This is a genomic window from Nesterenkonia aethiopica (assembly GCF_039534665.1).
GTDB classification, from domain to species: Bacteria; Actinomycetota; Actinomycetes; order Actinomycetales; family Micrococcaceae; genus Nesterenkonia; species Nesterenkonia aethiopica.
Genome location: NZ_BAAAVT010000018.1, coordinates 54577 through 80556, shown reverse-complemented (window position 1 = coordinate 80556; position 25980 = coordinate 54577). Strand labels below are relative to the sequence as shown.

The window sequence follows — 25980 nt, the reverse complement described above, 5'->3', positions numbered from 1 at the left end:
GGGTAAGCTGACCCCGATCGAATACGAGACCATTCACAAAGAAGCCGTCGCCCTGGCGGCATAAGCCCCACGGTCAACCAGACCTTCAGCAGACCCGCTGGGCCGGAAGGGGATGACACGCCCGGGCCATACACACATTCTGGCCAATAACCCCCGAGTGAACCCACACCAGGCACCGACGACGAAGGGCCTCCGAACCCGGGGGTTCGGAGGCCCTTCTGTCAACGATGTTGTGAGACATCTGTCAACGATGTCCCGATACATCACACTGGCGGTGACGGTGGGATTTGAACCCACGGTACGGGGTTACCGTACACGACATTTCGAGTGTCGCACCTTCGGCCGCTCGGACACGTCACCTCAGACCTGAAGATGCTACCGAAGATGCGCGCGGGACTCCAATCGTGGCTGTCTCCGGCCGGAGCGGACTCAGCCGCCGGTGCGGAAGAGCGAATGCACGGCCCCGGCGTGACGGCGCCCGCCGAGCTCCTCGAGCTCCAGCACGACGGCGGCGCCGGCCACGTCGCCGCCGAGCTCGGCGATGATCTGCCGGGAGGCGGCCAGGGTGCCACCGGTGGCCAGCACGTCGTCGACCAGCAGCACCCTCGCGCCGGGCTCCAGCACCCCGGGGGCCTCGATCACCGCGGAGCCGTACTCCAGGTGGTACTCGATGCTCGCAGCCGGGTTCGGCAGCTTGCCCGCCTTGCGGATGGGCAGCGTCCCCACTCCTGCGGCGATCGCGATGGCCCCGGCCAAGAGGAAGCCGCGGGCTTCGATGCCGGCGACGACGTCGAAGGCCCCACGGAACGGCTGGATGAGCCCTGTCGTCACAGCTTCCAGCGCGGCGGCGTCCACCAGCAGCGGAGAGATGTCACGGAACAGCACCCCCGGCTCGGGGTAGTCCGGCGTCAGCGCGATCAGGGACTCGGCACGTGCCAGGGCGACGGTGAGATCGGGGGAGGGGTCGGCGGAGAGCACCGCGCAACTCTAGCAATCCGCGTGACTGACCGGCACGCGCCTGCCGCCACCCGAGGGCGGGGCCCAGTCTCAGCCCTCGTTCTCAGCCCTCGGTCTAGGAGGCCGTCCCGCCCTCCCGCAGCCGCGTGGCGAAGAACCCGCTGAGCTGTGCGGAGCACTCCTCGGCGCGCACGCCGGGGTGAACCTCCACCCAATGGTTCAGCCGCGGCTCCCGCAGGATGTCGAACACGGATCCTGCCCCGCCGGCCTTCTCGTCCCAGGCGCCGAAGATCACTCGGCGGATCCGCGCCAGGACGATCGCCCCGGCGCACATGGGGCACGGCTCCAGGGTGACGGCCAGCGTGCAGTCCTCCAGACGCCAGGTGCCGCGGCGTCGTGCGGCCTCGCGCAGGGCGATCAGCTCCGCGTGGCCGGCCGGATCAGCGTCGGCCTCCCGAGTGTTGTGGCCCTGCCCGATGATCTGGCCGTCCGGGTCCACGACGACGGCGCCCACCGGCACATCTCCTCTGGCGGCCGCCTGCGCGGCCAGGTCCAGGCAGTGCCCGATGAGCGCGTGCTGCACCGCCTGATCGCGGGTGTCGCTGCAGCTCCTGCCCTCCTGCGGCAGGGCAGGGTCGGGGTCCACCGGCACTGCCGAGTCCCGGGGGTCGTCGTCGGGGGTCCGGCCGTGGTGGGTCTGCGGCCGTGAGGCGGCGCGACGCGCGTCACGGCGCGGATCGGGGTGGACGGGGGATGCCATGGGCCCAGCCTACTGGCGTCCCTGCGTCCTGGTAGTTTGGTCCCATGCGTGTACAGGTCGTGGAACACCCGCTCATCGCCCATAAGCTCACCCAGCTCCGGCGGGTGGAGACCAGCTCCAACCACTTCAGGCAGCTCACCAAGGAACTGGTGATGCTGCTCTCCTATGAGGCCAGCGATTCGATCGCCACCGAGCCGATCACCATCACCACCCCGGTCACCGAGACCGAAGGGACTCAGCTGGCCGGCCCCACTCCGCTGGTGGTCCCGATCCTGCGCGCGGGACTCGGCATGCTGGACGGTATGACCTCCATGATCCCCACCGCGGAGGTCGGATTCCTGGGCATGGCCCGCAATGAGGAGACCCTCGACATCATCACCTACGCCGAGCGGCTCCCCGACGACCTGACCGGACGGCACGTCTTCGTGCTGGATCCGATGCTGGCCACGGGTGGCACCTTGGCCGAGGCCATCCGTTTCCTCAAGCGCCGCAACGCCAAGGAGGTCACCTGTATCTGTCTGCTCGCCGCTCCGGAGGGCATCGAGCGGCTGCAGAAGGACGTGGGCGATCTGGAGGTGGACCTCTACCTGGCCGCCATCGACGAGAAGCTCGATGAGAACGCCTACATCGTGCCCGGGCTCGGCGACGCCGGGGACCGCCTCTACGGCCTCGCGGAGTGAGTTCCGAGCTCTGCTGAGCACCTCCCCAGCCCCTGCGCGGCCGGACGCGCTATTATTCGCGCTCGCCTCGCGCATCGTCCGATGTCAGCTCGCTGGTGCGGATCCCCGTCTCCGAGGCGACCCGTTCGCTGCGTCCCGCGCCGCCATGCGGCGTCGGGGGTGTCGACGGCGTCCGCGGCTCGCTCGCCGTCGGAGCTCGTCCACTCGTGATTCACGCCCCAGAAGTGTGAGCCTACTCACAAACACGCCGCATAGTCTCAGCATGTGGAATATTCCATGCTTTGTTACTTGCATTTTTCTTATGTGACGTGGAGTCTGGAGTCCGAATCGACCGGTCGGCAGCCAGGGAGAACCACCTCATGTCCGCACATCCGAGTCAGGCCCAGAATCCGGGGTATGTCCACGTGTCCGTCCGCAATGCGGCACGTCGTGCGGAGATCGCCCGCCGGATGCGCGACGGCGATGACCAGCAGGCCGGCCGTCGGGCAGGACGAGGCCGCTCCTCGAGCCAGCCGCGCACCGGGCCCGTTCCGGTGGTCGCCCAGAACGGCGGCGGCCCCCAGCTGGTCCAGCCCGACGTCGTCGCCCGCGGCTTCGTGGTCTACGTGGGCCTCGACGAGGACACCGCGACCGCGGCGGGCACCTCGTTGCACAAGATCGCCACCGACCTCCGCGACTACGTGGAGTCGATCGCCCCCGAGTCCCAGGTCCACATCGCCATGGCGATGGCCTCCGCGGCTGCCGAAGGCAGCGACCTCGACGTCGTCCGTCAGGCGCTCGGCGACCCTACGGTCACCCACCGCACCATGGAGGTGCCCGTGGCGGCCCCTCAGGCTCCCTCAAGCTCCGGGGTGCTGATCGACCTCTCGCGCCGCGAGGTCAAGCTGGACGGGGACAACCTGAACCTCACCTACAAGGAGTTCGAGCTGCTGAACTACCTGGTGGAGAACGGGACCCGCACCGTGGGTCGGGAGGAGCTCCTCAAGGCCCTGTGGCGCAACGCCGACACCGAGCAGATGCCGAACGAGCGCACCATCGACGTGCACATCCGGCGCCTGCGCTCGAAGCTGGGTCGCCTGGCCAACACGGTCCGTACGGTCCGCGGCCAGGGCTACCGGTTCTACGAGCACCCCGAGGTCACGGTCTGGGCCGCCCCCGAGTACAGCATCTGATCCGCATCTGAACGGCGCCCGGCGCCGCGGGAGGGGACCATGGACGACGCCGTCGAGCTGCTCATCCTGCGTCATGCTCAGGCCGGACACGCCTTCTCGGAGGACGACCACGGTCGAACTCTCACCGACCGCGGCGCCGAGCAGGCCCGCGCCGTGGGACAGCGGCTGCTGGCCGAGCAGGTCCTGCCGGACGCGACCATCTGCTCCGATGCCATGCGCACCCGTCAGACGTGCATCTGGATCAACCACGAGCTGGGGGAGAAGGCCCCCACCCCGTACCTGGACGGCAGGCTCTACGGGGCGGGGTCCCGCCATATGCTCTCCGTGATCAACGAGACCCCGGAGACGGTGCGCCGGCTGCTGGTCATCGGGCACCTGCCCACCGTCCAGGACCTCGGCATGGAACTCGCCTCGGTGCACTCCGCCGAGGATCCCGTGCTGCGCCTGGCCTCGCGCTTCCCGACCGCCAGCCTGGCCCGTTTCGTCGTGGAGAAGCCGTGGGCCGAGCTCGACGGCCGTGACGCCCGGCTCATCGACTTCTGGGACTGAGGGCTCACGACAGCCGCAGAGCCACGCCCAGGCGGGCTGGCGGCTGTCCAGACACGTAGCGTTGCGTCCAGAGATGAAGAGGCCGGTGCGCAGGTCGCCATGACCCGTGCACCGGCCTCTTCTCAGCGTCGCGGGGAGTGCTGCTCGCCGCTGAGCCGCTCAGTCGTCCTGTTCGGTCTCCAGGATGCGCACCAGCTCGTCGAGGGCGGATTCCGCGCCGTCGCCCTCGGCGGAGAGCACCACCTGGTCGCCGTACTCGGCGCCGATGCCCATCAGGCCCAGGATGCTGCCGGCCTCGAAGGTCTCTTCCGGGCTGTCCGCCTTGGCGATGCTCACCTCCACCGGCTGTGAGCCTGCCGCCTCGGCGAAGACGGCGGCAGGACGGGCGTGCAGTCCTGCCTTGGAGCCGATGGTTGCGGTCCTCTGGGCCATGGTTCTCCTCCTGCTGATCTGGAGTCGTGCTCGGATGAGCGTCGTGTCCTGCGACGCTGGCGCCGCAAGTCTGTACACATCTTATGGGGTGCCGGGGCCGGCGCGCCCGGCAGATGGCGCCAGGAGACGGTCTCAGGCGAGGCCGAGCTCCTGCAGCGCCGGCAGCTGGGCGACGACGGCGGCGCGTGTTTCCGCGGAGCTCCGCGCGGCCGTGGCGACGGCGGCCAGCTCCTTCGCCTGCTCAGGGCTGACGGTGCGCAGCACGGCCGCCACTGCGGGCAGGGCGGCCGCGCTCATGGACAGTGAGGTCGCGCCGAGTCCCACCAGAACAGGGGCAAGCGCCGGGTCTGCCGCGGCTTCGCCGCACACACCCACCGGCCCGTGTGAGGTGGCTCCGGTGGCGCCGATGAGCTGCAGCACCGCCGGCTGCCAGGCGTCGTTGAGGGCCGCCAGGGAGCCCAGCTGTCGGTCCGAGGCCATCGTGTACTGGGTGAGGTCGTTGGTGCCGATGGAGACGAACTCCACCTCCTCGGTGATCGGGCCCGCGGTGAGCGCGGCGGCCGGAACCTCGATCATCACGCCCGGAGTCTTCAGTCCTGCCTCGGCGGCCATGGTGCGGAAGCTCGCGGCCTCCTCAGTGGTGGAGATCATCGGGGCCATCACCCAGACGTCCACCGTGTCTCCGGCGGCGGCCTCCGCCTCAGCGACCGCGGCCAGCTGCCGTCCCAGCACACCGGGGGAGGCGAGCTCGGTGCGGAAGCCCCGCACGCCCAGCGCCGGGTTGGGCTCTTCGGTGTCGGTGAGGAAGGGCAGCGGCTTGTCGGCGCCGGCGTCGAGGGTGCGCAGCACGACCTTCGCGGGCTGCTCGGCGGTGCCACGGGCCGCGAATGCCTCGAAGACCTCGCGGTAGGCGGACACCTGCTCCTCGTGTCCGGGCTCGGAGTCGCGGTCGAAGAACAGGAACTCGGTGCGGAACAGCCCCACACCTTGGGCGCCCGCCTCGGCGGCGGCCCGGGCATCGGCTCCGTTGCCCACGTTGGCCAGCAGCGGCAGGGCGGTGCCGTCGGCCAGGCGGCCGTCGCCGTCGAACGCGGCGATCTGGGCCCGACGCTCCCGATGGGCCTGCACCTCCGCCTTCAGCTGGTCGGTGATGGCGGTGTCGATGATGCCCGCGGCGCCATCGACGTGCACCTCGGTGCCGTCCGGGATCTGCAGCACCCCGGGGGCGGCCACCACGGCCGGCAGGTCCAGGGAGCGGGCGATGATGGCGGTGTGGGACTGCGGACCGCCTTCCTGGGTGACCAGGGCCAGGACCTTCTCCGGGTCCAGGGTGGCGGTGTCGGCGGGCGCGAGGTCCTCGGCCAGCAGGATGAACGGAGTCTCGCTGTGGGGGATGCCCGGGGGCGTGACGCCCCGCAGCTGGGCGATGACCCGGTCGCGCACGTCACGGACGTCGCGCTGCCGCTCGGCCATCTTTCCACCGAGTGCTGCCAGCATCTGGGTGACCTCCGCGGCCGCCTCGTAGAACGACCGCTCCTCCGTCTTGCCCCCGGCGATGCGCTTGACCGCGGCCTTCTTCAGCATCGAGTCGGTGGCCATCAGGGCGGTCGCCTCGAGTACGCCCTTCGCGTCGCCGGAGGCCTCGGCGGCCCGGGCACGCAGCTGCTCGGCCACAGCCGTGGTGGCCGCATCCAGGGACTCCACGGCACTGGCCTCGGAGATGCCGGAGTCCCGTGGGGCGTTCTCCGGCTCGGCGACCGCGTCCGGCATGGACAGCACCGGTCCGACGGCGCGCCCGGGGCAGACGCCGACCCCGGTGAACCGGGTGCCGGGCAGCGTGCTCGCCGGGTCAGCGGGGGCGGAGGGGAGGTTCTCGGGGGAGGTCATGGGTGAATCCTAGGTGGTGCGGGTCGGGTGCGGGGACGCGGGGCGGCCGTCTGTGCGCTCGCGCGGCGGCCGTCTGTGGGCTCGGCGGGCCGATGGCCGACCGCTCCGGTGAGACTCCGGGGCGGCCGGCCATCGGGCGCGGGGGTCAGGCGGTGGCGGTCGCCGGCTCGGCGGCGGCCGGTGCGCCGGGCAGGCTGCGCCGGGTCCACCGCTTCAGGGCGATGACGCAGAGGGCCGTGACCACGGCACCGGCCAGGACGGCCAGGATGAACAGCACGAACGAGTCGATCGCGAAGAACACGAAGGCTCCGCCGTGCGGGGCCAGCGAGGTGATGCCGAAGGCCATGGTCAGCGCCCCGGTGACGGCGCCGCCGGCCATCGCAGAGGGCAGCACCCGCAGCGGGTCGGCCGCGGCGAACGGGATGGCGCCCTCGGAGATGAAGGCTGCGCCCAGCAGCACTGCGGTCTTGCCGTTCTCCCGCTCCACCGGGGTGAACAGCCGCCGGTCCAGGAAGGTGGCCAAGGCCAGGCCCAGCGGCGGAACCATGCCGGCGGCCATGACCGCGGCCATGATCATCAGCGGCCCCGGGTTGTCGGCCACGGACCCCGCGGAGATGCCGGCGACCGCAAAGGAGTAGGCGACCTTGTTGATCGGTCCACCCAGGTCGATGCACATCATCAGGCCCAGGACGACACCCAGGAGGACGGCGGCCGTGCCGGTCATCCCGGACAGCCAACTCTCCAGGGACGCGGTCAGACTGGCGATGGGTCCGCCCAGCAGCAGGAACATCAGGCCGGAGGAGACCAGAGTGGCGATGAGCGGGATGATCACCACCGGCATCAGTCCGGCGAGCCAGCGGGGGACCTCCAGACGGCGGAACCCTGCGGCGACGGCGCCGGCAAGCACACCGCCGACGATGCCGCCGATGAACCCGGCGTCCATGGACACGGCGACCATGCCGGCGGTGAAGCCCGGGGCGATACCGGGGCGGTCAGCCATGCCGTAGGCGATGTATCCCGAGAGAGCTGGCACCAAGAAGCCCATCGAGGTGGCGCCGATGGTGAACGCGACGGCGCCGAGGTACGTGAGGAGGCCGCCGTCGGGGAGATTGAACAGAGTATTGCCGAACACGACGTCGTCGGCGACGTCCGTGATGTCATGGCCGCCCAGAAGGAAGCCCAGGGCGATGAGCAGACCGCCCGCGGCGACGAACGGGATCATGTAGGAGACACCGGTCATCAGCACACGCTGGGTCTTCTTGCCGAAGCTCTCCTCAGCCCCGGAATGTGACTCCTCGCCGGACTCTTCAGCGGAGACGCGCGGGGCGGAGGGGTCGTCCACAGCCGCCAGGGCCCGGTCGATCAGCGCGGCGGACTCGTCGATGCCGCGCTTCACGGGCACGTGCACCACGGGCTTGCCGGCGAAGCGGGCCTTGTCCCGGACGTCGACGTCGACGGCGAAGATCACCGCGTCGGCACCGGCGACGACGTCGGCGGGCAGGGCGGTGGCCCCGGCAGACCCCTGGGTCTCCACATGGATCTCCACGCCCTTCTCCTCGGCGGCCTGCTTCAGGGCGTCGGCGGCCATGTAGGTGTGGGCGATCCCCGTGGGACAGGCGGTCACGGCCACGATCCGGCGGCCCCCGGAGGCGGCCGGAGCAGCCGTGCCTGCGGCTGCGGCCGGGGCGGTGTCGGCGGGCGCACCCGCAGCCCCCTCGAGCTCGGCCACGGCAGGAGCGACGGCCTCGGTGACCCGGTCCACCACCCCCTGGGAGTCCTCGGCCTCCCGCAGGGCGGCGACGAAGTCCTTCTTGACCAGGGAGCGGGCCAGGGCGGCGAGGATCTTCAGATGGGCCTTGTCGGCGCCGTCGGGGGCGGCGATGAAGAACACCAGGTCGGCAGGGCCGTCCTTGGCGCCGAAGTCCACCGGCTCGGGCAGTCGGGCGAAGGCCAGGGTGGCCTCCGTGACGGCCGAGGTGCGGCAGTGGGGGATCGCCACGCCGCCGGGCATACCGGTGGCGGACTTCTCCTCGCGTGCCCAGGCGTCGGCCACCAGGGTCTCGGCGGCCGCGGTACGACCTGCCTGCTGGATGCGGGAGGCGAGCTGCTCGATGACCTCTCGCTTCGCGCTGCTGCGGATCTCGTCGAGGCTGACGAGCTCCGGGGTGATGATGCTGTTCATGGCGGGTCCCTCGCAGTTCGGGTGCGGTGTTCCGGGGTGGTGTTCCATGGTGGTGTTCCAGGGATGGGTCCGGCTGACAGGGGTCAGTCGGAGAGCGTCTCCACGACGACGACGTCGAGGTCGAGATCATCCGGGGTCGGCATGACCGATCCGGGGAGTGCGGCGGCGGCACGGCCCTGGGCTGCGGCCTGCCGAAGCTGGCCGGCAGGACCTTGGCCCTGCTGAGCGGCCAGCAGCAGCCCGGCCAGGGAGGCGTCGCCGGCGCCGACGGTGGAGCGGGCCAGCAGCTCCGGGCCCCAGGCCCGCAGCACCTCGTCCCCGGGGCGGTCAGGGACGAGCAGGGCGCCGTGGGCGCCGAGGGTGACCAGGGCGGTGCGCACGCCGTGGTCCTGGGCGATACGGACCAGGCGGAGCACTTCGGCCGGGCGGCTCTCCAGCTCCTCCGGCTCCATGGTGCGGCCGTCGGAGAAGCGGGGGCTGGAGCCGGTGAGCAGGGTGACCAGCTCCAGCAGCTCCTCACCGTTGGGCTTGATCAGGTCCGGCTCGGCGGCCACGGCTCGGGCGAGCGCCGGACCGGAGGAGTCCAGGGCTATCTGCGGCGCCTCCGGCCCGAGCCCGCTGCGCAGCCGCCCGATGACCTGGGCGTAGAAGTCGGCAGGTACGCCCGGGGGGAGCGAGCCGGCCAGCGCCGCCCAGCTGGAGCCCTCGGTGGCGTCCAGGGCGACGGCGACCAGGGCCTCGGTGCGGACCTCGTCGAAGGCGGGGCCGGGTTCGTTGATCTTCGTGGTGGTGCCGGCCGGATCGGTGACTGTGATGTTGGTGCGCAGGGCTTCGCCCAGCGGTACGCCACGGTGGGGGACGCGCAGCTCGGTGAGTGCGGTGAGCACCGGGTCGGTGTCGTCTCCGGGCAGGACGGCCAGGGTCTCCTGCCCGGCGGCGACCAGGGCGCGCGAGATGTTCACGCCTTTGCCACCGGGTTCGGTGGAGGTGCGGACGGCCCGCTGCACGGCGCCCGGGACCAAGGGGGCGTCCAGTTCGACGGTCTTGTCGAGACTGGGGTTCGGGGTCAGGGTGAGGATCATCGCGGCACCGCCACGACGACGGTCACATCGGCGGCATCCAGGGCGTCCTGCAGCCCGGGCTCGGGCTCGGCGTCGGTGATGACCACGGAGATCTCCTTCAGCTGGGCGAAGCGGACGAGGGTGGAGCGGCCGAGTTTGGAGGAGTCGGCCAGCAGCACGGAGGTGCGGGCGGCGCGGATCAGGGCGGCCTTCATGGCGGCCTCGGCGGCGTCCGGGGTGGAGAGGCCGAATTCGGCGTCGATCCCGTTGGTGCCGATGAACGCGACGTCTGCCTGGCGGCGGGCCAATGTCTCCAAGGCCCGGTCGCCGACGACGGCGCCGGTGAGCCCGCGCACCTGACCGCCGAGGATCTCCAGTTCGACGGCGGTGACGTCGCTGAGCTTCTGGGCGATCGGCACGGCGTTGGTGATCACCACGCGGGACTCGGCCGGTCCGGCGTCGCGTGACTCGGAGGCGATGAGGTCGGCCAGCGCTTCGGTGGAGGTGCCGGCGTCCATCAGCAGGGAGCCGGTGCCGGCGGGAGGCAGGAAGTCGACGGCGGCCCGAGCGATGGCCTGCTTCTGCGCGGCGCGGCTGGCCTGCCGGTCCCGCCAGGAGGTCTCGGTGCGGGAGGAGGGGGAGGCGGGGACTGCACCGCCGTGGACCCGGCGGAGGGCGCCGGCGTTCTCCAGGTGGTCCAGGTCCCTGCGGACGGTCTCGCGGGTGACGGACAGATCTTCGGCGATCTGCTGGACCGTCACGGTGCCGTGGGTGCGCAGGTGCGCCAGGATCCGGTCGTGGCGCTCGGGTGCGAGCAGGGCCATCGTGTCCTCCGATCTGGCGGGAGCTGCCGTGGGGCGGGTCACGCAGCCTGCGGCTCCGGGAAGTGCCCGTGAGTGTGATTCTACCCACGTTCGTTGGGATTTACCAGACTTTATCTGTGTTTTTCTGTGCTCGCAACGTGGGCCGTTGGGAGTTCACCCGGCCCGACGCGGAGGATTCGCCCGCGTCTCGGCGGCGAGGCGGCGTCGTTCTGCACACCAGAATCACGTCTGCCCCATCAGATGTGGTGAGGCAGACGTGATGTGATGGTGCAGATCGTCCGGCGGGGGCGATCAGGAAGGATCCGGCCCATGGCGTGGAGCATCGAGCTGCTGGCCGCTGCGCACCGGGACCGCCTGCTGAGCTTCGAGGAGCGCAACCGCGAGTACTTCGCCCGGTCCATCCCGGATCGCGGCGACGAGTTCTTCACGCAGTTCGACCACCGCCTGCAGGTGCTGCTGGAGGCGCAGGACGCAGGGACAGACCTGTTCCATGTGATCCTCGGTCCCGAAGGCGGGCAGCCGATCATCGGCCGGATCAATCTCACCGACGTCGACGCCGGCGGTGCGAGCCTCGGATACCGGGTGGCGGAGGCCGCCGCAGGACGCGGCGTGGCCACCTGGGCTGTGGGACGGATCTGCGAAGTGGCCGCCGGATCCTACGGGCTGCGAACTCTCACCGCCGAGGTGTCCCATGAGAACCTCGCCTCCCGGCGGGTGCTGGAGCGCAACGGGTTCCACGTCCAGGGCCCGGCCACCTGGGACGGCGGCACCGGAGTGCGCATGAGGCGCTTCCTCTGAGCACACGGTTCCTGGCGAGGGCGATTGGGATGGTGCAGGTCTTGTCGTCGTGTCGCCTACCCCTTCTGGCATCAGGCGGATATGGCTTCCGAGCGCATCACCGAAGGCGAGCGAGGGATCGTGGAGGCCATGCAGGCTCAGCTGGACTGATCACCGTCCGGCGACACCGCCTCCTCCGCCGAAGGAACCGGCGGAGAATCCCGGCGATCCCGTCGAGCCTGCGCCGGAGGAGCTGTGCGAGGAGCCGATCGTGTGTTGCGCGCTCGTGGCCAGCAGGAACCAGCTGCCGGCGGAGAGGCCGTGGGGGCGGTGCGTGCCGTGGGGGCGGTGCGTTCCGTCGCCGGCGGAGGAGACCTCGGCCAGTGCGGACCAGCGCTTCGCCTCGCCCAGAGCCATGGCGTACGGCAGCTGCGCGGTGATCTGATCTGGCGTCAGCTCGGTGGTCGGCCCCGTGTCGTCGGAGGTCTCGACGACGGCGGCCTGAGCGGCCTGCAGCCCGCGCAGCTGCTCCAGGTGGGCTCGGCCGAGCGCGGTGCGCCGGGTGCCCATCGTCGCCGTCGACGCCCAGAGGATCCCGAGGAGAAGAAGGGTCGCTGTGGTGCCGGTGAGCAGCAGGTTCAGCGACGTCGGCATGGCCAGAGCCCAGCCGAGGATCGTCATGATGAGCAGTGCGGTGATGCCCGCGGCCGCAGCCCACCCCCAGGCGCTGCCCGCTCCACCCAGCCGACGGCTGAGCAGGTGACGTGCGTCGAAGGCCGCCAGGGACGTCGCCTGCGCCTTCTGCGCCGCGGTGGAGAACTCATCGCCCAGCTCGGAGAGACGGATGGGCTGGCCGTCCCCTTCGGCGGCGACCGCCGCGAGCAGATCCTGCTCTTCCTCGGACAGGCCGCTCCGGTCGGCATCTGTGGTGGAGGCCAGCCAGTCGGGGGTGTCGTCGTTGCGGGCTGTCGTCTCCTCCAGGAGGAGGTGGCCACGGGCGGCCAGGTCCACCAGGGTCAGGGTCGTGAAGTCGGCCGGCAGCAGCAGGGCGGACTTCCGCCACAGCAGGGCGGCCTCGTAGGGGCTCAGATCGTCCGGCACGGCATGACGGAGGATGGCCGGGGGCTCGTGGTCCAGGCGCGCGATCTCCAGGGTGGCCCCGGGCTCCGGGAGGGTGCCAGGGGCCAGATGGGGGACATGCTCATCGGTGCCGGAGCGTCGCCGCACCAGGATGACCCCGACGACGGCGGCGACCACCGCTGCGGCCGCCGCCCACCAGAGGTGCAGCACTGCCTGGCCGGCGCGGTCGGAGACCGGGGCGATGGCGTCGGCGAGACGCTCCGAGGCGGTGGGCTCCGCATAGACCGGGGTCGCCGCGGAGAAGGTGCCCTCCGGGACGCGGAGCTGCACGCCCTGCCAGCCACCTGGTTCCAGGGCAGTGGCTGTGGCGGTGATCGTCTCTCCATCGACCTCCGCCGGGCAGGCGCGGCCGTCGTCCAGGTCCGAGTCGGTGCCCTGCCAGCAGGCGCCGTCGAGGACCTCCTCCGGCGCGGTGATCACGGTGGTGACCTGCTCGATGGTGACGTCCTGGTCCGGGCCTGCGACGATCCACTCCCAGGAGGAGGGGTCGACGGCCCCATGGACGGTGTAGCTGAGCTCATAGGTCTGCAGTCCGGTGCGGGTGTCCTCGGAGCCGTCCGGGGCGCCGAGGCTGAGCTGGAGGGTGTCCCTCGACTCCTCGATGTCCGCGACGTCGGCGGGCGCTCCGGTGGGGCTGGTCAGGGTGAAGTCCTCATAGTCGACGACGCGGCGTCCTTCGTCCGAGGGCATCTGGGTGCTCAGCGTACGGAAGAAGCCCAGGCCCTCGCGCTCGCCGAAGTCCCAGTCGTAGGTCTCCTTCACGTGCATCACCCCGTCCTCGTCGAGGTCGATGCTGATGGTCAGATCCCGGACCACATCATCGGCGGGATCGCCGGAGGCCGCCGCGGCCGGCGCGGGCAGAAGGGCGGCGGCCAGGCCCAGCATGACCACGGCGGGACCAGCTGTCAGGGTGCGCAGAGGGTGCATGCCGGCCAGCCTAGAGAAACGCCTGTGGTGGGGGATCATCCGCGGGGAGGATCTTCGTCGGACCTTCCTCGGTGCCCTGCCGGATGGTCTGGGAGCGCCGCAGCGCCCCGGATATGACGAAGCTCCGGACACGACGAGGCCCCGCAACGGATCATCGTTGCGGGGCCTCGTCTCATCGGTGCGCCCATAGGGATTCGAACCCCAGACCTTCGGTTCCGTAGACCGACGCTCTATCCAGCTGAGCTATAGGCGCATGTTCTGTTGTCGGCCGATCCCGCTGTCGCGATCTCGACCAGAAAGACTATACACGGGCCTCGGAGGCTGGGCAAAATCGTCGACCCGAACGTGGTGATCCTCACGAAAATCGGTTCACTCTGCATCCCGTGACCACTATGTGGACTTTCGGTGCGTCGCGGGGTTCGCGGACCAGTACAGTGGAAGGTATCCGGTCCCTCAAGGCCTCGACGGGCTCGGTGTCCACGATGAGGTGAACACCGGCCGGCGCGCGTCACCGTCGACGCACGATGTCCGCCGTCGTCGCCGCACATAGGAGTGCGATTGAGCGGGCCGTGCACTGAAGAACCCACGTGCACTGAAGAACCCAATGGAGGGACACGATGGTCGACACCGTTGCAAAGGCGCCCGGTGCGGAGGACATCCAGGTGGATGCCCCCACGACGCACGAGAAGCTGATCCAGTTCGTCAGCGACATCGCAGAACTGACCACACCGGATCGGATCCACTGGGTGGACGGCAGCGATGCGGAATATGGCCAGCTGACCGATGAGCTCGTCGAGGCGGGCACGCTGACCCGGCTCACCAGCCCCGACTTCCCGAACTCCTTCGCCGCCTTCTCCGACCCTGCCGACGTTGCGCGGGTGGAGTCCCGCACCTTCATCTGCTCGGAGAACGAGCGCGACGCCGGCTTCACCAACAACTGGGTGGACCCCACCGAGATGCGCTCCACGCTGGCCGGAGTGTTCGACGGCGCTATGCGCGGCCGGACCATGTACGTGATCCCCTTCGTCATGGGGCCTCTCGACGCCGAGGATCCCAAGTTCGGTGTGGAGGTCACGGACTCCGCCTACGTGGTCGCCTCGATGCGGATCATGGCCCGGATCGGCACCGACGTGCTGCGCCGCATGGAGGAGCTCGACGCGTTCTTCGTGCCCGCCGTGCACTCCGTGGGTGCTCCGCTGGCGCCGGGCCAGGAGGATGTCCCGTGGCCCTGCAACGAGGAGAAGTACATCGTCCACTTCCCGGAGACCCGGGAGATCTGGTCCTACGGCTCCGGCTACGGCGGCAACGCCCTGCTGGGCAAGAAGTGCTACGCGCTGCGCATCGCCTCGGCCATGGCCCGGGACGAAGGGTGGCTGGCCGAGCACATGCTCATCCTCAAGCTCACCAGCCCTGAGGGCCGCAGCTACTTCATCTCCGGGGCCTTCCCCTCGGCCTGCGGCAAGACCAACCTGGCGCTGATCGACCCCACGCTGGAGGGCTGGACCGCCGAGACCCTCGGGGACGACATCACCTGGATCCGTCCCGGCAAGGACGGCGAGTTCCGGGTGGTCAACCCGGAGGCCGGCTACTTCGGCGTGGCTCCCGGCACCGGGTGGCACACCAACGCCAACGCGATGCGCGCCATCGCCAAGGGCAACTCCATCTTCACCAACTGCGCCCTCACCGATGACGGTGGGGTCTGGTGGGAAGGCATGACGGAGGAGCCGCCGTCGCACCTGATCGACTGGCAGGGCAACGAGTGGACTCCCGACGCCGACAGGCCGGCGGCCCACCCCAACGCCCGGTTCTGCACGCCGATCGATCAGACCGACATGCTGGCCGAGGAGTACTACTCCCCGGACGGGGTGAAGCTGGACGCCATCCTCTTCGGCGGCCGCCGCAAGACCACGGTTCCTCTGGTCACCGAGTCCCGGGACTGGAACCACGGGATCTTCTTCGGTGCGACGCTGTCCTCGGAGACCACCGCCGCCGCCGAGGGTGCAGTCGGCCAGGTCCGTCGGGACCCGATGGCGATGCTGCCGTTCATCGGCTACGACGCCGGCGACTACCTCAACCACTGGGTGCGGGTCTCCGGGAAGGCCGACCCGGAGAAGCTGCCCAAGATCTTCCTGGTCAACTGGTTCCGCCGGAACCGCGACGGCGGCTTCGCCTGGCCCGGCTTCGCGGAGAACTCCCGGGTGCTGAAGTGGGTGGTGGAGCGCATCGAGGGCCGCGGCGAGGCGGTGGAGACCCCGATCGGCCTCACCCCGACCCCCGAGGCGCTGGACACCACCGGCCTGGACATCAGCGCCGAGGACCTTCACGACGCGCTGACGGTGGACCGGCAGGAGTGGACCGCCGAGCTGGCCGACATCGAGCAGTGGTTCGACCGCTTCGGGGAGTCTCTGCCGGAGTCCATCCAGGCGGAGCTGCAGCAGCTGCGCGACCGCGTCGGAGACTGACGCCCTCGCGGAGACGCGGACTCTACGATGCCCGGTGCCGGACCATGACACGTCCGGCACCGGGCATCGTCGTGCGCGGTCCCTGAGCCCGTGTGATCAGGACTCCGCGGCAGCGGCCCAATACCGGAACCGTTCGTCCAAGGGCGAGTCATGGGTGACGGCGCCCAAGTGGCGGGCGAGCGCCCCGGGAGCCTCCAGCTGCAGGTCGCCCTGCTCCGTGGGAGGTCGGAATCCGGCCGCCAGCAGGGTGTCCGCGACCCGTCGGCCGCCCAGCACTCCGGGTTCGGGACAGTCGCCGTCCACGGTGAGCTCCTCCACCAGCACCGGGCCGTCGTCGTCGTGGACCGTCAGCCCGGACCGCACCCGTCCGCCTCGTTCCCCGTGGCGGCCCAGCACCAGGGTCTCGCGCAGCACGGCCCGGGCGTCCTCGGCCAGCGTCAGCGTGGTGTGTCGTACGACGTCGGCGGCGCCGGCGACGACGAAGGGCAGCCCCTGCCACAGGAGCACCCCGCCGCGGGCGACCTGGAGGTCGAGCAGCCAGCGCGCCGGAGGGCTGGCCTGGTCAGCGACGTTCCGGCGGGGATAGGCGACGGTGCCGCCGATGTCCTCGATGTGCAGCACGCACCCGGGCCCCACCTGCACGGACACCTCCACCGTGTCGCCGTCGAGCAGCAGCATCTCGGCCGCAGTGACGCCGACGTGGACGTGCCGTGCCCCCCTGGAGATCAGCCGGGGAGCCAGCGAGCCCACCACCAGCTCCACCCGGGCCCGGGGTCCGCCTGCGGCCACGGCGATGCGCATCTCAGCCGACCTCCGATATGCGGCTCTCGGACGGTGTCACCGGCCGGTGCTGCGGCTCAGTCGTGAGAGTGCACATACCCGCCCTCGGGGTGCTCCTCATCAGCGTGGAAGTGCGGTGCCATGGGGCCCGGGTCCTGCGGCACATGCTCGCCGCTGCGGTGGGCGGCCAGCACCTGCAGCACCCAGCGGCGCAGGGCCTGCACGGAGTCGGCATCCTCCCGGGACAGGGCCAGCACGGCGCGCCCTTCGCGCGCCTGCTCCGCGTCGGCGACCATCTGGGCGACGTCCACCCCGACATGCGGGGCCAGGTCGGTCTTGTTGACCACCAGCAGATCGGCCCGCCCGATGCCGGGGCCGCCCTTGCGGGCGACGTCACCGCCGCCGGCGACGTCGAGCACGAAGATCTGTGCGTCCACCAGGGCGGGCGAGAACGTGGCGGTGAGATTGTCGCCACCGGACTCGATCAGCACGGCGTCCAGCGGGGAGAAGTCCCGTTCGATGTCCTCGGCCGCCAGGAGATTGGCGGTGACGTCGTCGCGGATGGCCGTGTGCGGGCAGGCCCCGGTCTCCACCGCCCGGATGCGCTCAGGCTCCAGCACGCCGGCAGAGCGGAGGAACCGGGCGTCCTCGTCGGTGTAGATGTCATTGGTGATCACCCCCAGCCGCAGCTCCTCGCCGAGCGCCCGGCAGATCAGCGCGATGAGGGAGGACTTGCCGGTGCCCACCGGGCCGGCGATGCCGAGCCGCAGGGCGCGCGGGGACGAGAGCGCGGGTGCAGAGGTGGACACGGGCGAGTGGTGGTGCTCAGGCACGGAAGAGCCTCCTGGTGGTGAGTGTGTGTGCTTCGATCCATTCTTCGGTCTGGGGAGCGCTGGGCGCCGGGATCTGCCCGGCGGCTGTGATCCCGGCCAGCGCCTGCACCGCAGGCTCGGCGGCGCGGCAGGCCTGCAGCACCATCGCCATGGCCTCCACGGGATCACCGGGATCCAGTTTCAGCAGGGCGGCCGCGGCGGAGGCGACGTCGTCATAGACGGCCAGACGCATGAGCTCCTCCGCACCCAGGCCGACGTGGGCTGCCACGGCCCCGAGCACCAGCGGTCGCGGCGGGGCGACACGCTCGGGTACCGAGCCCCCTGTCTGACCCAGAGACTGCAGACCCAGCGCCCGCAGACCCGGAGCCTGGGGCCACAGGGCCGCGGCCAGCCGGTGCAGTCCGCGCCCGAGCTCCCGGGCGATGCGCCGGGAGGCCTGGCTGGGTGTGCGGGCCGCCCATGCGCGGTCCAGCTGCCGGAACAGGGGGCCCAGCTCCGTCTCCGAGCCTGCGGCGAACAGGCTGCGGCTGGTCACCACGGCGGTCGCCGCGTCCACCAGGGCGGCCGTCCGGGCGCGCACCTGCAGGAACTGGGGCACCTCGGAGCGCGACAGCCCGGCCATGAGCGCAGGCTCCAGCCCGGCGGAGTTCACATGCCCGCCCGAGGGCAGGCGCGCATCGGCCAGCAGCAGCGCGACGACGCCGGCGTCCGACGGCGCAGCTGCGGGTCCAGACGACGGCGCGGCGGTGAGGGTAGGCAGGGACATCGGATCGCCCTCAGAACATCGAGTAGAGCTGAGCCATCGGGAGCTCCTGGGCGGGCGCCGGCTCCACGGGATCGCCGTCGATGGAGATCTCGAAGGTGTCCGGCTCCACGCGGATGTCCGGCAGAGCGGTGTTGTTCTTCAGGTCCGCCTTGCCGACCTCCCGGGTAGGGTGCACAGGCCGGACGGTCCGGCGCAGACCCAGCCGCTGTTCGACGCCGTCCTCCACGGCTCCCGGGGCCACATAGGTCACGGCGTGGTCGGCGCCGGCCAGCTCACCGAAGGTGGGGCGCTGCAGCACCGGCTGCGGCGTGGGGATGGACGCGTTGGGGTCCCCCAGGGCGCCCCAGACGATCGAGCCGGCCTTCACGACCACCGAGGGGCGGACCCCGAAGAACCGGGGGTCCCACACGACCAGGTCCGCCAGACGCCCGACGGCCACCGAGCCGACGTCGTGGGAGATCCCATGGGCGATGGCCGGGTTGACGGTGTACTTGGCGACGTACCGGCGGGCGCGCTCATTGTCCGCCGGCAGCCCGCCGCCCAGAGGACCCAGGCGGTGCTTCATGGCGTGGGCCACCTGCCAGGTGCGGGTGATGACCTCTCCGATGCGGCCCATGGCCTGGGCGTCCGAGGAGGTGATGGACAGCGCACCCATGTCATGGAGGATGTCCTCCGCGGCGATCGTGGTCCCGCGGATGCGGGATTCGGCGAACGCCAGGTCCTCCGGGACCGACGGGTTCAGGTGGTGGCACACCATGAGCATGTCCAGGTGTTCCGCCACGGTGTTCACGGTGTGCGGCAGCGTCGGGTTGGTGGAGCCGGGGATGATGTGCGGCAGGCCGGCCAGGGTCAGGATGTCGGGGGCGTGCCCGCCGCCGGCGCCCTCGATGTGGAAGGCGTGGATGGAGCGTCCGTCGATCGCGCGGATCGTGGACTCCACGAAGCCGGCCTCGTTGAGGGAGTCCGAATGCAGGGCCACCTGCAGGCCCCAGCGGTCCGCGGCGCTCAGTGCGGCGTCGACGGCCGCCGGGGTGGAGCCCCAGTCCTCATGGACCTTGAAGCCCGCCGCCCCGCCGAGCGCCTGCTCGTCCAGGACGTCCCGGGAGACCGTGTTGCCCTTGCCCAGCAGCAGCACGTTCACCGGCAGCGCGTCCAGGGCCCGGTGGATCTGCCGCAGATGCCACGGCCCCGGGGTGACGGTGGTGGCCTTGGAGCCCTCGGAGGGACCGGTGCCGCCGCCCACCACGGTGGTGATCCCGGTGGCCAGCGCCTCATGGATCTGCGAGGGCGAGATCAGATGCACATGCGAGTCGATCGCCCCGGCGGTGACGATCTTTCGCTCCCCGGAGATGACGTCGGTGGAGGGCCCGATGATGAGCTCGGGGGAGATGCCGTCGGAGATGTCCGGGTTCCCGGCGTGCCCGATGCCGACGATGCGTCCGTCCCGGATGCCGATGTCGGCCCGCACGACTCCCCACCAGTCGAGGATGATCGCGTTGGTGATGACGGTGTCCAGGGCGCCGTCGGCCCGGCTGACCACGCTCTGCGCCATGGACTCGCGGATGGACTTCCCGCCGCCGAAGACCGCCTCCTCGCCGCCGACAGTGTGGTCCTGCTCCACCTCGATCCACAGGTCGGTGTCGGCCAGGCGGATCTGGTCGCCCACCGTGGGCCCGAACATGGCGGCGTAGGCGGCTCGGTCGATGCTGACCATCAGGCGTCTCCTTCCGGACGGATCTGCAGGCCGGCCACATGCCGCCGGCCCTTGAGTGCGACGGCGGCGAGCTCCCGGGAGGCACCGGGTTCGAAACGCTGCGAGGCCCCGGCCGGCACATCGAGGCGATGGCCTGCGGCCGCCTCACGGTCGAACTCGAGGGCAGGGTTCGCGTCGGGCAGGTGCAGGTGGGAGCCGATCTGGATGGGGCGGTCTCCGGTGTTGGTGAAGACCAGCGTGATGCGCTCCTGGGCGCCGCGGTCTGCGTTGAGCTCGAGGGTGCCCGGCCGCACCCGGATCGCTCCGGGGCCGGACGATGATGCTCCTGCCATGGGGTGGGCCTTCCTCAGTCGATCGGGTGGTGGAGGGTGACGAGCTTCCGGCCGTCGGGGAAGGTCGTCTCCACCTGGATGTCGGTCAGGGCCTCGGGGACGCCGTCCATGACCTCGCCGCGGGTGAGCACGTGGCGGCCGGCCTCCATGAGGTCGGCGACGGTCCGTCCCTCGCGGGCGCCTTCGATCACCCAGGAGGACAGCAGCGCGACCGACTCGGGCAGGTTCAGCCGGACCCCGCGGTCGCGGCGGTCTCGAGCCACCATGGCCGCGGTGGCCAGCAGGAGCTTCTCCTGATCTGCGGGAGTGAAGTGCACCGTGGTCCCTCTCGTCGTCCCGTGCATACCGTGCGTCCCTGGCATCGTCGGGAGTCAGACCTCGGAGGATGCCGGTGTCAGAAGTCTGCCATGAAGATGTTTCAGGGGTGAGGGAAAAATCTCCTCCACCATCCCTGTCTGAAGATGGTGAGAACCCAGTGAAGCCCATTGTTCGCCGTCATATCAGGGGATGTGCGGAGAGGGGAGCAGGCGATGCGTCAGGAATCTTTTACAGAAGAGAAATATCCGAGCAACGTCAGAGTAATGCCACTCCCAGAGGCTGGTTCCACCGCGTCACGGCGCGGTCACCCACTCGCATCCGAATGAGGAGCTGACCATCCAGATGGGCGATCACCATCAGCATCGCAATCGATCCCTGAGAGCCACTGCCGCGCTGGGCGCGGTCGGCGTGCTGCTGCTCTCCGCCTGCGGCGCCCGGGCCGGGGAGGAGGCCGCCGCCGTCGAGTCCTGCGTGGACGTGGACGGTGAGGAGATCACGATCGGCTTCATCAACTCCCTGTCCGGGACGATGGCGATCAGCGAGACCACGGTCAACGACGTCCTGCATCTGGCCGCCGAGGAGATCAACGCCGACGGCGGCGTGCTGGGCAAACAGCTCGACATCGTGGAAGAGGACGGCGCATCCGAGCCGGCGACCTTCGCCGAGCGGGCCGAGCGGCTCGTCGCCCAGGAATGTGTCGCCGCCGTCTTCGGCGGATGGACCTCCGCCTCCCGGCAGGCCATGCGCCCGGTCTTCGAGGGTCACGACGCGCTGCTGTTCTACCCCACCCAGTATGAGGGCCTCGAAGCGTCTGAGAACATCTTCTACACCGGGGCGACCACGAACCAGCAGATCATTCCGGCGCTGGACTACCTCCTGCAGGAGGAGGGTGTGGAGTCCCTGTACCTGGTCGGCTCCGACTATGTGTTCCCTCGGACCGCGAACATGATCATCCGGCAATGGGCCGAGGAGCACGACGTCGAGATCCTCGGGGAGGACTACACGCCGTTGGGGTCCACCGACTTCACCACCATCGCCAACCAGGTCGCCTCTTCAGACGCCGACGCCGTGTTCAACACGCTCAACGGCGACTCCAATGTGGCGTTCTTCCGCCAGTACAACTCCCTGGGCCTGGACGCCGAGACCATGCCGGTGCTCTCGGTGTCCATCGCCGAGGAGGAGATCGACGGCATCGGTGCTGCCAACGTCGAGGGTCAGCTGACCTCCTGGAACTACTACCAGACGCTCCAGAGCCCGGAGAACGAGGCCTTCGTAGAGGCCTTCCAGGACGAGTACGGAGAGACCCGAGTGACCTCGGACGTCATGCAGTCCGCCTACACGAGCCTCCACCTCTGGGCGGCCATGGTCGAGGCGGCAGGATCCTTCGACGTCCCCGCGATCCGCGAAGCCGCCGACGGCATCTCCTTCGACGCGCCCGAGGGGACCGTGACGGTGGACGGGGAGACCCAGCACGTGACCAAGACCCCGAGGATCGGTCGGATCACCGAGGACGGGCTGATCGAGACGATCTGGGAGGGAGAGCTCACTGAGCCCGACCCGTTCCTGGAGACCTACTCCTGGGCCGACGAGGAGGAGGCTGAGGAGGCAGGGGACGAGGAACCTGAGGATCAGGGGTCTGAGGATCAGGGGTCCGGGGATGAGTGAGCTGCGAGACCCGCGCCGGGTTCCGCCCGGGCGCCCCCGACCCTGGGCGAGGGGGACCTCGTCGTGGACATGATCCTCTCCCAGCTCGTCGCCGGGGTCAGTGTGGGGTCCATCCTTCTGCTGGCCGCGGTGGGTCTGGCGCTGACCTTCGGGCAGATGGGCGTCATCAACATGGCTCACGGCGAGTTCATCATGGTGGGCGCCTACACGGCCTACGTGGTGCAGAGCGTCCTGGGGCACGCCGGGATCTCCCTGCTGGTGGCGATCCCGACGGCCTTCCTGGTGGGAGGTCTGCTGGGGGTCCTGCTGGAGCAGCTGCTGATCCGTCACATGTACCACCGTCCCCTGGACACGCTGCTGGCCACCTTCGGGGTGGGCATCATCCTGCAGCAGCTCGCCCGGGACGTCTTCGGCGCCCCCGCCGTCGACGTGCGCACCCCGTCCTGGCTGCAGGGCAGCGTGGAGATCCTCGGCACGGCCGTGCCGACGTCGCGGATCTTCATCCTGGGTCTGGTCGTCGCCGTCGTCGCCGTCGTCGCCGGACTCTCGCTGCTCATGACCCACACCGCGCTGGGGCGCAGGATCCGCGCGGTGGTGCTGAACCGGAACCTGGCGGAGACCTCCGGGATCTCCACACGCAGCACCGACCGGCTGACGTTCTTCATCGGCTCCGGCCTGGCCGGCGTCGCGGGAGTGACGATCACCCTGATCGGGTCCACCAGCCCCACGCTGGGCACCAGCTACATCGTCGACGCCTTCCTGGTCGTCGTGGCCGGCGGCATCGGCAGGATCAAGGGAGCGGTCATCGCGGCCTTCAGCCTCGGGATCCTGCAGGCCTTCATCGAGGTCGGCACCACGGCCAGCATCGCCAAGTTCCTGGTCCTGGTGATCGTCGTCGCCTTCCTGCAGATCCGCCCCCAAGGGCTGTTCTCCGTGCGGACAAGGAGCCTCGCATGAGCATCACCGCCACCGGCGGCACATCCCGCCCCACCCCCGACGCCGCGCCCCGCACTCCACAGCGCGCCTCGGCATCGGCCCGCGGCACCGGCAGGACGCTGCCGACCGGAAAGGCGCTGCTGGCCGGGCTGAGGCGTCTCACCGGCGGCCCCGAGGTCCCCGGACCGAGGCATGCCATGATCGGGCTCGGGCTGTTGGCCCTGGGACTGCTGGTGCTGGCCCCGATGCTGCTGACCGATTTCCGGCTCAACCAGCTCGGCCGGTTCATCTGCTACGCCATCGTGGCCGTCGGCATCGGGCTGGCCTGGGGCCGCGGCGGCATGCTAACCCTCGGCCAGGGTGTCTTCTTCGGACTGGGGGCCTATGCGATGGCCATGCACATGCAGCTGGCCGACGCCGAGCTCCAGGGCCTGGCGGCGCCACAGTTCATGCTGACCTTCGGCGCGGACATGCCGTGGTGGTGGGAGCCGTTCCGCAGCGGGCTGTTCACCGTCGCCGCGATTCTGCTGCTGCCCGCGGTCGTCGCCGTCGTGCTGGGACTCTCGGTATTCACCCGTCGGGTCAAGGGGGCCTACTTCGCGATCCTCAACCAGGCGATGGTCTTCGCCTTCGCCGTGCTGCTGGTGGGTCAGCAGGCCACCCTCAACGGGTCCAACGGGCTCTCCGGATTCCAGTCCTTCCTGGGCTTCTCCCTCTACGACCCGGCTAACCGGAGGGCGATCTACCTGCTGGGGGCCGCCGTGCTCATCCTCCTGGTGGCGATCGCCTGGTGGATGATGCGCAGCCGCTTCGGCGAGCTGCTGGTGGCCACCCGCGACGCCGAGGAACGGGTCCGGTTCCTGGGGTACAACCCGGCGCTGATCAAGACGGCGGCCTTCGCGACGGCGGCCGTGATGGCAAGCATCGGCGGGGCGCTGTTCGTCCCGCTGGTGGGGATCATCTCCCCGGCGGAGATCGGCGTGGTGCCGTCCATCGCGTTCGTCATCGGTGTGGCCATCGGCGGGCGGGCCACGCTGTTCGGCCCGGTGATCGGCGCTCTGGCCGTCGCGTGGGCGGAGTCCTCACTCGCCGAGACCTTCCCGTCCGGGTGGTCGTACCTCCAGGGGCTGCTGCTGGTGCTGGTCATCGCGATCCTGCCCGGCGGGGTCGCCTCGATCCTCACCCGGTTCCGACCCCGCGACGGCGGACCTGGCAGCGACCACCCCCACGACTCCGGTCAGCCCGATCTGCCGGATCAGCCGGATCAGCCCGGCCATTCAGATCAGCCCGGGCATTCAGATCGTGCAGACCATCCAACCCAGCCGGACCTGACGGTCCAGGAGGGAGACCGGCCATGACCGCGCTCAGCATCCGAGATCTCAGGGTCCGCTTCGGAGCCTTCACCGCCGTCGGAGGGGTCTCCTTCGACGCCGCGGACGACGAGGTGCACTTCCTCATCGGCCCCAACGGCGCCGGCAAGACCACCTGTGTGGACGCCATCACCGGGCTGGTGCGAGGCTCCGGATCGGTGACGATGGGTGGCACGGAGCTGCTCGGTCGGTCCGTGCAGGCGACCGCACGGCGGGGAGTGGGTCGCACCTTCCAGACCGCCAGCGTCTTCGAGCAGCTCACGGTGGTGCAGAACTTGGACATCGCGGCGGGGCTCCACCGTCGCTGGCCCGCTCTGCTGGGCATGCGCCGCAGCGTGGAGCCCCGTGTCGAGCAGGCCCTGCGGGACACCGGGCTGACCGAGCTGCAGGACGCCGCGGCAGGCACGCTCTCCCACGGGCAGAAGCAGTGGTTGGAGATCGGCATGCTGCTGGTCCAGGATGCCCAGGCCCTCATGCTCGACGAGCCGGTGGCCGGGATGAGCCATGACGAGCGGGTGGCCACCGGAGAGCTGCTGCACCGCGTCAAGCGGGGACGCGCCGTCGTCGTGGTGGAACATGACATGGAGTTCATGCGCACCTTCGCCTCCCGGGTCACCGTGCTGCATCAGGGGCAGGTGCTCTCCCAGGGTTCAGTGACCGAGGTCCAGGAGGACCCCCGGGTCCAGGAGGTCTACCTCGGCACCGCCGCCCAGCCCGAGGAGGAGCTCGTCCATGCTTGAGCTCCAGCACGTCGACGCCGGCTATGACGCCACCCGGGTGCTCCACGACGTCAGCCTCCACGGAGCCCCGCAGGGGATCGCCGCGGTCCTGGGCCACAACGGTGCGGGGAAGACCACCATGCTGCGCACCGCGATCGGGCTGATCCGCCCCACCGGCGGCACGGTGCTGTTCGACGGCGAGGACGTCACCGCTCTGCCGCCCAGCGCCCGGGTGGCCCGCGGAATGGCGTATGTGCCGCAGGGCCAGCAGTCCTTCGAGCAGCTCACCACACGGGAGAACCTGCAGGTGGTCGCCGACCGGCGCCGCGGCGCGCGACGCGCCGCACTGGTGGACCAGGCCCTGGGACGGTTCCCTGCCCTGACGGAGGTCATCGACCGCAAGGCGGGGCTGCTCTCGGGCGGCCAGCGCCAGCAGCTGGCCATCGCGCGTGCGCTCATCACGGAGCCGAAGCTGCTCATCCTGGACGAGCCCACCGAGGGCATCCAGCCCTCCGTGGTGGCCGAGATCGAGCACACCATCCTCAGCCTCTCCGCCGACGAGGGACTCAGCGTGCTGCTGGCCGTCCAGCACATCGACTTCGCGCTGCATGCCGCTCAGCGGTACACCGTCCTGGCGGCCGGACGGGTCACCAGCGCCGGAGCGGGCGGAGCCGGAGCCCAGGACGCGGTCCGCCAGGCGATGGCCATCTGAGCGCCCCTGACGAGACGGCTCAAAC

General features: G+C 70.3%; 24 protein-coding genes and 2 tRNA genes. 10 read left to right on the top strand and 16 right to left on the bottom strand.

Annotation, left to right across the window (positions count from 1 at the left end; translation table 11 throughout):
• Positions 1-269 precede the first annotated feature (269 nt).
• From ABD658_RS13210 to tadA, 3 genes are all read right to left on the bottom strand, one after another.
• Positions 270-360: transfer RNA gene (locus ABD658_RS13210), tRNA-Ser, on the bottom strand.
• 69 nt (positions 361-429) lie between these two features.
• Positions 430-978 (bottom strand): adenine phosphoribosyltransferase, encoded by a 549-nt coding sequence (locus ABD658_RS13205; RefSeq protein ID WP_311025810.1) that lies wholly within the window; start codon positions 976-978, stop codon positions 430-432.
• Between the two features lie 94 nt (positions 979-1072).
• Positions 1073-1540: a tRNA adenosine(34) deaminase TadA gene (gene tadA / locus ABD658_RS13200; protein ID WP_344744757.1), complete on the bottom strand. Its 468-nt coding sequence runs from the start codon at positions 1538-1540 to the stop codon at positions 1073-1075.
• A 221-nt stretch (positions 1541-1761) separates the two neighbouring features.
• Between tadA and upp the strand changes: the two genes are divergently transcribed.
• The 3 genes from upp (at position 1762) to ABD658_RS13185 (ending at position 4118) form a co-directional block, all read left to right on the top strand.
• A complete protein-coding gene (upp, locus tag ABD658_RS13195; protein WP_070158983.1) occupies positions 1762-2397 on the top strand; it encodes a uracil phosphoribosyltransferase in 636 nt (211 codons plus the stop codon).
• Between the two features lie 359 nt (positions 2398-2756).
• Positions 2757-3569, top strand: a complete 813-nt coding sequence (locus tag ABD658_RS13190) for a winged helix-turn-helix domain-containing protein (RefSeq protein WP_070158984.1) — start codon at positions 2757-2759, stop codon at positions 3567-3569.
• 39 nt (positions 3570-3608) lie between these two features.
• Entirely contained in the window at positions 3609-4118 is a 510-nt protein-coding gene (locus ABD658_RS13185) for a SixA phosphatase family protein (RefSeq protein ID WP_344681625.1), read from the top strand.
• Positions 4119-4277: 159 nt separating this feature from the next.
• Here ABD658_RS13185 and ABD658_RS13180 read toward each other — a convergent pair whose 3' ends face one another.
• From ABD658_RS13180 to ABD658_RS13160, 5 genes are all read right to left on the bottom strand, one after another.
• Complete coding sequence (locus ABD658_RS13180; protein WP_344681622.1) at positions 4278-4550, bottom strand: HPr family phosphocarrier protein; 273 nt, start codon at positions 4548-4550, stop codon at positions 4278-4280.
• Positions 4551-4682: 132 nt separating this feature from the next.
• Entirely contained in the window at positions 4683-6437 is a 1755-nt protein-coding gene (gene ptsP / locus ABD658_RS13175) for a phosphoenolpyruvate--protein phosphotransferase (protein WP_344681620.1), read from the bottom strand.
• A 145-nt stretch (positions 6438-6582) separates the two neighbouring features.
• Positions 6583-8619: a PTS fructose transporter subunit IIABC gene (locus ABD658_RS13170; protein WP_344744750.1), complete on the bottom strand. Its 2037-nt coding sequence runs from the start codon at positions 8617-8619 to the stop codon at positions 6583-6585.
• 83 nt (positions 8620-8702) lie between these two features.
• Entirely contained in the window at positions 8703-9701 is a 999-nt protein-coding gene (locus ABD658_RS13165; protein ID WP_344681616.1) for a 1-phosphofructokinase family hexose kinase, read from the bottom strand.
• Positions 9698-10504 carry a DeoR/GlpR family DNA-binding transcription regulator gene (locus tag ABD658_RS13160; protein WP_344681614.1) on the bottom strand — a complete coding sequence of 269 codons (807 nt, stop codon included), beginning with the start codon at positions 10502-10504 and terminating at the stop codon, positions 9698-9700. The genes ABD658_RS13165 and ABD658_RS13160 overlap by 4 nt, the downstream gene beginning before the upstream one ends.
• A 309-nt stretch (positions 10505-10813) precedes the next feature.
• On the opposite strand from ABD658_RS13160, the gene ABD658_RS13155 reads away from it, so the two are divergent.
• Entirely contained in the window at positions 10814-11302 is a 489-nt protein-coding gene (locus ABD658_RS13155; protein ID WP_344681612.1) for a GNAT family N-acetyltransferase, read from the top strand.
• Positions 11303-11452: 150 nt separating this feature from the next.
• On the opposite strand, the gene ABD658_RS13150 is transcribed toward ABD658_RS13155, so the two are convergent.
• Positions 11453-13348 (bottom strand): DUF2207 family protein, encoded by a 1896-nt coding sequence (locus tag ABD658_RS13150; RefSeq protein WP_344681610.1) that lies wholly within the window; start codon positions 13346-13348, stop codon positions 11453-11455.
• A 179-nt stretch (positions 13349-13527) separates the two neighbouring features.
• Positions 13528-13601 (bottom strand) — tRNA-Arg (locus ABD658_RS13145).
• A 364-nt stretch (positions 13602-13965) separates the two neighbouring features.
• On the opposite strand from ABD658_RS13145, the gene ABD658_RS13140 reads away from it, so the two are divergent.
• Positions 13966-15810 (top strand): phosphoenolpyruvate carboxykinase (GTP), encoded by a 1845-nt coding sequence (locus ABD658_RS13140; RefSeq protein WP_344681608.1) that lies wholly within the window; start codon positions 13966-13968, stop codon positions 15808-15810.
• A 96-nt stretch (positions 15811-15906) separates the two neighbouring features.
• Here the strand turns inward: ABD658_RS13140 and ABD658_RS13135 are convergent, their stop codons facing one another.
• From ABD658_RS13135 to ABD658_RS13110, 6 genes are read right to left on the bottom strand one after another with little or no spacing between them, the layout of a single operon-like run.
• Positions 15907-16611 carry an urease accessory protein UreD gene (locus ABD658_RS13135; RefSeq protein ID WP_344681606.1) on the bottom strand — a complete coding sequence of 235 codons (705 nt, stop codon included), beginning with the start codon at positions 16609-16611 and terminating at the stop codon, positions 15907-15909.
• Between the two features lie 56 nt (positions 16612-16667).
• Positions 16668-17423 carry an urease accessory protein UreG gene (gene ureG, locus ABD658_RS13130; protein ID WP_344681603.1) on the bottom strand — a complete coding sequence of 252 codons (756 nt, stop codon included), beginning with the start codon at positions 17421-17423 and terminating at the stop codon, positions 16668-16670.
• A complete protein-coding gene (locus ABD658_RS13125; protein WP_344681601.1) occupies positions 17416-18189 on the bottom strand; it encodes an urease accessory UreF family protein in 774 nt (257 codons plus the stop codon). Before ABD658_RS13125 ends, ureG begins: the two co-directional genes overlap by 8 nt.
• Before the next feature lie 10 nt (positions 18190-18199).
• Positions 18200-19903, bottom strand: a complete 1704-nt coding sequence (locus tag ABD658_RS13120; RefSeq protein ID WP_344681599.1) for an urease subunit alpha — start codon at positions 19901-19903, stop codon at positions 18200-18202.
• Positions 19903-20235 (bottom strand): urease subunit beta, encoded by a 333-nt coding sequence (ureB, locus tag ABD658_RS13115; protein WP_070158527.1) that lies wholly within the window; start codon positions 20233-20235, stop codon positions 19903-19905. The genes ABD658_RS13120 and ureB overlap by 1 nt, the downstream gene beginning before the upstream one ends.
• A gap of 14 nt (positions 20236-20249) precedes the next feature.
• Positions 20250-20579: an urease subunit gamma gene (locus ABD658_RS13110; RefSeq protein WP_083277221.1), complete on the bottom strand. Its 330-nt coding sequence runs from the start codon at positions 20577-20579 to the stop codon at positions 20250-20252.
• A gap of 316 nt (positions 20580-20895) precedes the next feature.
• On the opposite strand from ABD658_RS13110, the gene urtA reads away from it, so the two are divergent.
• The 5 genes from urtA (at position 20896) to ABD658_RS13085 (ending at position 25955) form a co-directional block, all read left to right on the top strand.
• Entirely contained in the window at positions 20896-22218 is a 1323-nt protein-coding gene (urtA, locus tag ABD658_RS13105) for an urea ABC transporter substrate-binding protein (protein ID WP_344681597.1), read from the top strand.
• Between the two features lie 69 nt (positions 22219-22287).
• Positions 22288-23175 carry an urea ABC transporter permease subunit UrtB gene (gene urtB, locus ABD658_RS13100; RefSeq protein ID WP_344681595.1) on the top strand — a complete coding sequence of 296 codons (888 nt, stop codon included), beginning with the start codon at positions 22288-22290 and terminating at the stop codon, positions 23173-23175.
• Positions 23172-24512, top strand: coding sequence for an urea ABC transporter permease subunit UrtC (gene urtC, locus ABD658_RS13095; protein WP_344681593.1), 1341 nt, complete (start codon positions 23172-23174; stop codon positions 24510-24512). The genes urtB and urtC overlap by 4 nt, the downstream gene beginning before the upstream one ends.
• Positions 24509-25264, top strand: coding sequence for an urea ABC transporter ATP-binding protein UrtD (urtD, locus tag ABD658_RS13090; protein ID WP_070158524.1), 756 nt, complete (start codon positions 24509-24511; stop codon positions 25262-25264). Before urtC ends, urtD begins: the two co-directional genes overlap by 4 nt.
• Positions 25257-25955 carry an ATP-binding cassette domain-containing protein gene (locus ABD658_RS13085; RefSeq protein WP_085437906.1) on the top strand — a complete coding sequence of 233 codons (699 nt, stop codon included), beginning with the start codon at positions 25257-25259 and terminating at the stop codon, positions 25953-25955. Before urtD ends, ABD658_RS13085 begins: the two co-directional genes overlap by 8 nt.
• Positions 25956-25980 lie beyond the last annotated feature (25 nt).

Coding starts and splice junctions, on each gene's coding strand:
- ABD658_RS13155 (WP_344681612.1), top strand. CDS start 10,814: ATGGCGTGGAGCATCGAGCTGCTGGCCGCTGCGCACCGGGACCGCCTG.
- ABD658_RS13085 (WP_085437906.1), top strand. CDS start 25,257: ATGCTTGAGCTCCAGCACGTCGACGCCGGCTATGACGCCACCCGGGTG.
- upp (WP_070158983.1), top strand. CDS start 1,762: ATGCGTGTACAGGTCGTGGAACACCCGCTCATCGCCCATAAGCTCACC.
- ABD658_RS13165 (WP_344681616.1), bottom strand. CDS start 9,701: ATGATCCTCACCCTGACCCCGAACCCCAGTCTCGACAAGACCGTCGAA.
- urtB (WP_344681595.1), top strand. CDS start 22,288: ATGATCCTCTCCCAGCTCGTCGCCGGGGTCAGTGTGGGGTCCATCCTT.
- ABD658_RS13125 (WP_344681601.1), bottom strand. CDS start 18,189: ATGTCCCTGCCTACCCTCACCGCCGCGCCGTCGTCTGGACCCGCAGCT.
- ptsP (WP_344681620.1), bottom strand. CDS start 6,437: ATGACCTCCCCCGAGAACCTCCCCTCCGCCCCCGCTGACCCGGCGAGC.
- ABD658_RS13135 (WP_344681606.1), bottom strand. CDS start 16,611: ATGCGCATCGCCGTGGCCGCAGGCGGACCCCGGGCCCGGGTGGAGCTG.
- ABD658_RS13120 (WP_344681599.1), bottom strand. CDS start 19,903: ATGGTCAGCATCGACCGAGCCGCCTACGCCGCCATGTTCGGGCCCACG.
- ABD658_RS13190 (WP_070158984.1), top strand. CDS start 2,757: ATGTCCGCACATCCGAGTCAGGCCCAGAATCCGGGGTATGTCCACGTG.
- ABD658_RS13185 (WP_344681625.1), top strand. CDS start 3,609: ATGGACGACGCCGTCGAGCTGCTCATCCTGCGTCATGCTCAGGCCGGA.
- ABD658_RS13110 (WP_083277221.1), bottom strand. CDS start 20,579: ATGCACGGGACGACGAGAGGGACCACGGTGCACTTCACTCCCGCAGAT.
- ABD658_RS13160 (WP_344681614.1), bottom strand. CDS start 10,504: ATGGCCCTGCTCGCACCCGAGCGCCACGACCGGATCCTGGCGCACCTG.
- urtA (WP_344681597.1), top strand. CDS start 20,896: ATGGGCGATCACCATCAGCATCGCAATCGATCCCTGAGAGCCACTGCC.
- ABD658_RS13180 (WP_344681622.1), bottom strand. CDS start 4,550: ATGGCCCAGAGGACCGCAACCATCGGCTCCAAGGCAGGACTGCACGCC.
- ureB (WP_070158527.1), bottom strand. CDS start 20,235: ATGGCAGGAGCATCATCGTCCGGCCCCGGAGCGATCCGGGTGCGGCCG.
- ABD658_RS13150 (WP_344681610.1), bottom strand. CDS start 13,348: ATGCACCCTCTGCGCACCCTGACAGCTGGTCCCGCCGTGGTCATGCTG.
- urtC (WP_344681593.1), top strand. CDS start 23,172: ATGAGCATCACCGCCACCGGCGGCACATCCCGCCCCACCCCCGACGCC.
- urtD (WP_070158524.1), top strand. CDS start 24,509: ATGACCGCGCTCAGCATCCGAGATCTCAGGGTCCGCTTCGGAGCCTTC.
- ABD658_RS13170 (WP_344744750.1), bottom strand. CDS start 8,619: ATGAACAGCATCATCACCCCGGAGCTCGTCAGCCTCGACGAGATCCGC.
- ABD658_RS13140 (WP_344681608.1), top strand. CDS start 13,966: ATGGTCGACACCGTTGCAAAGGCGCCCGGTGCGGAGGACATCCAGGTG.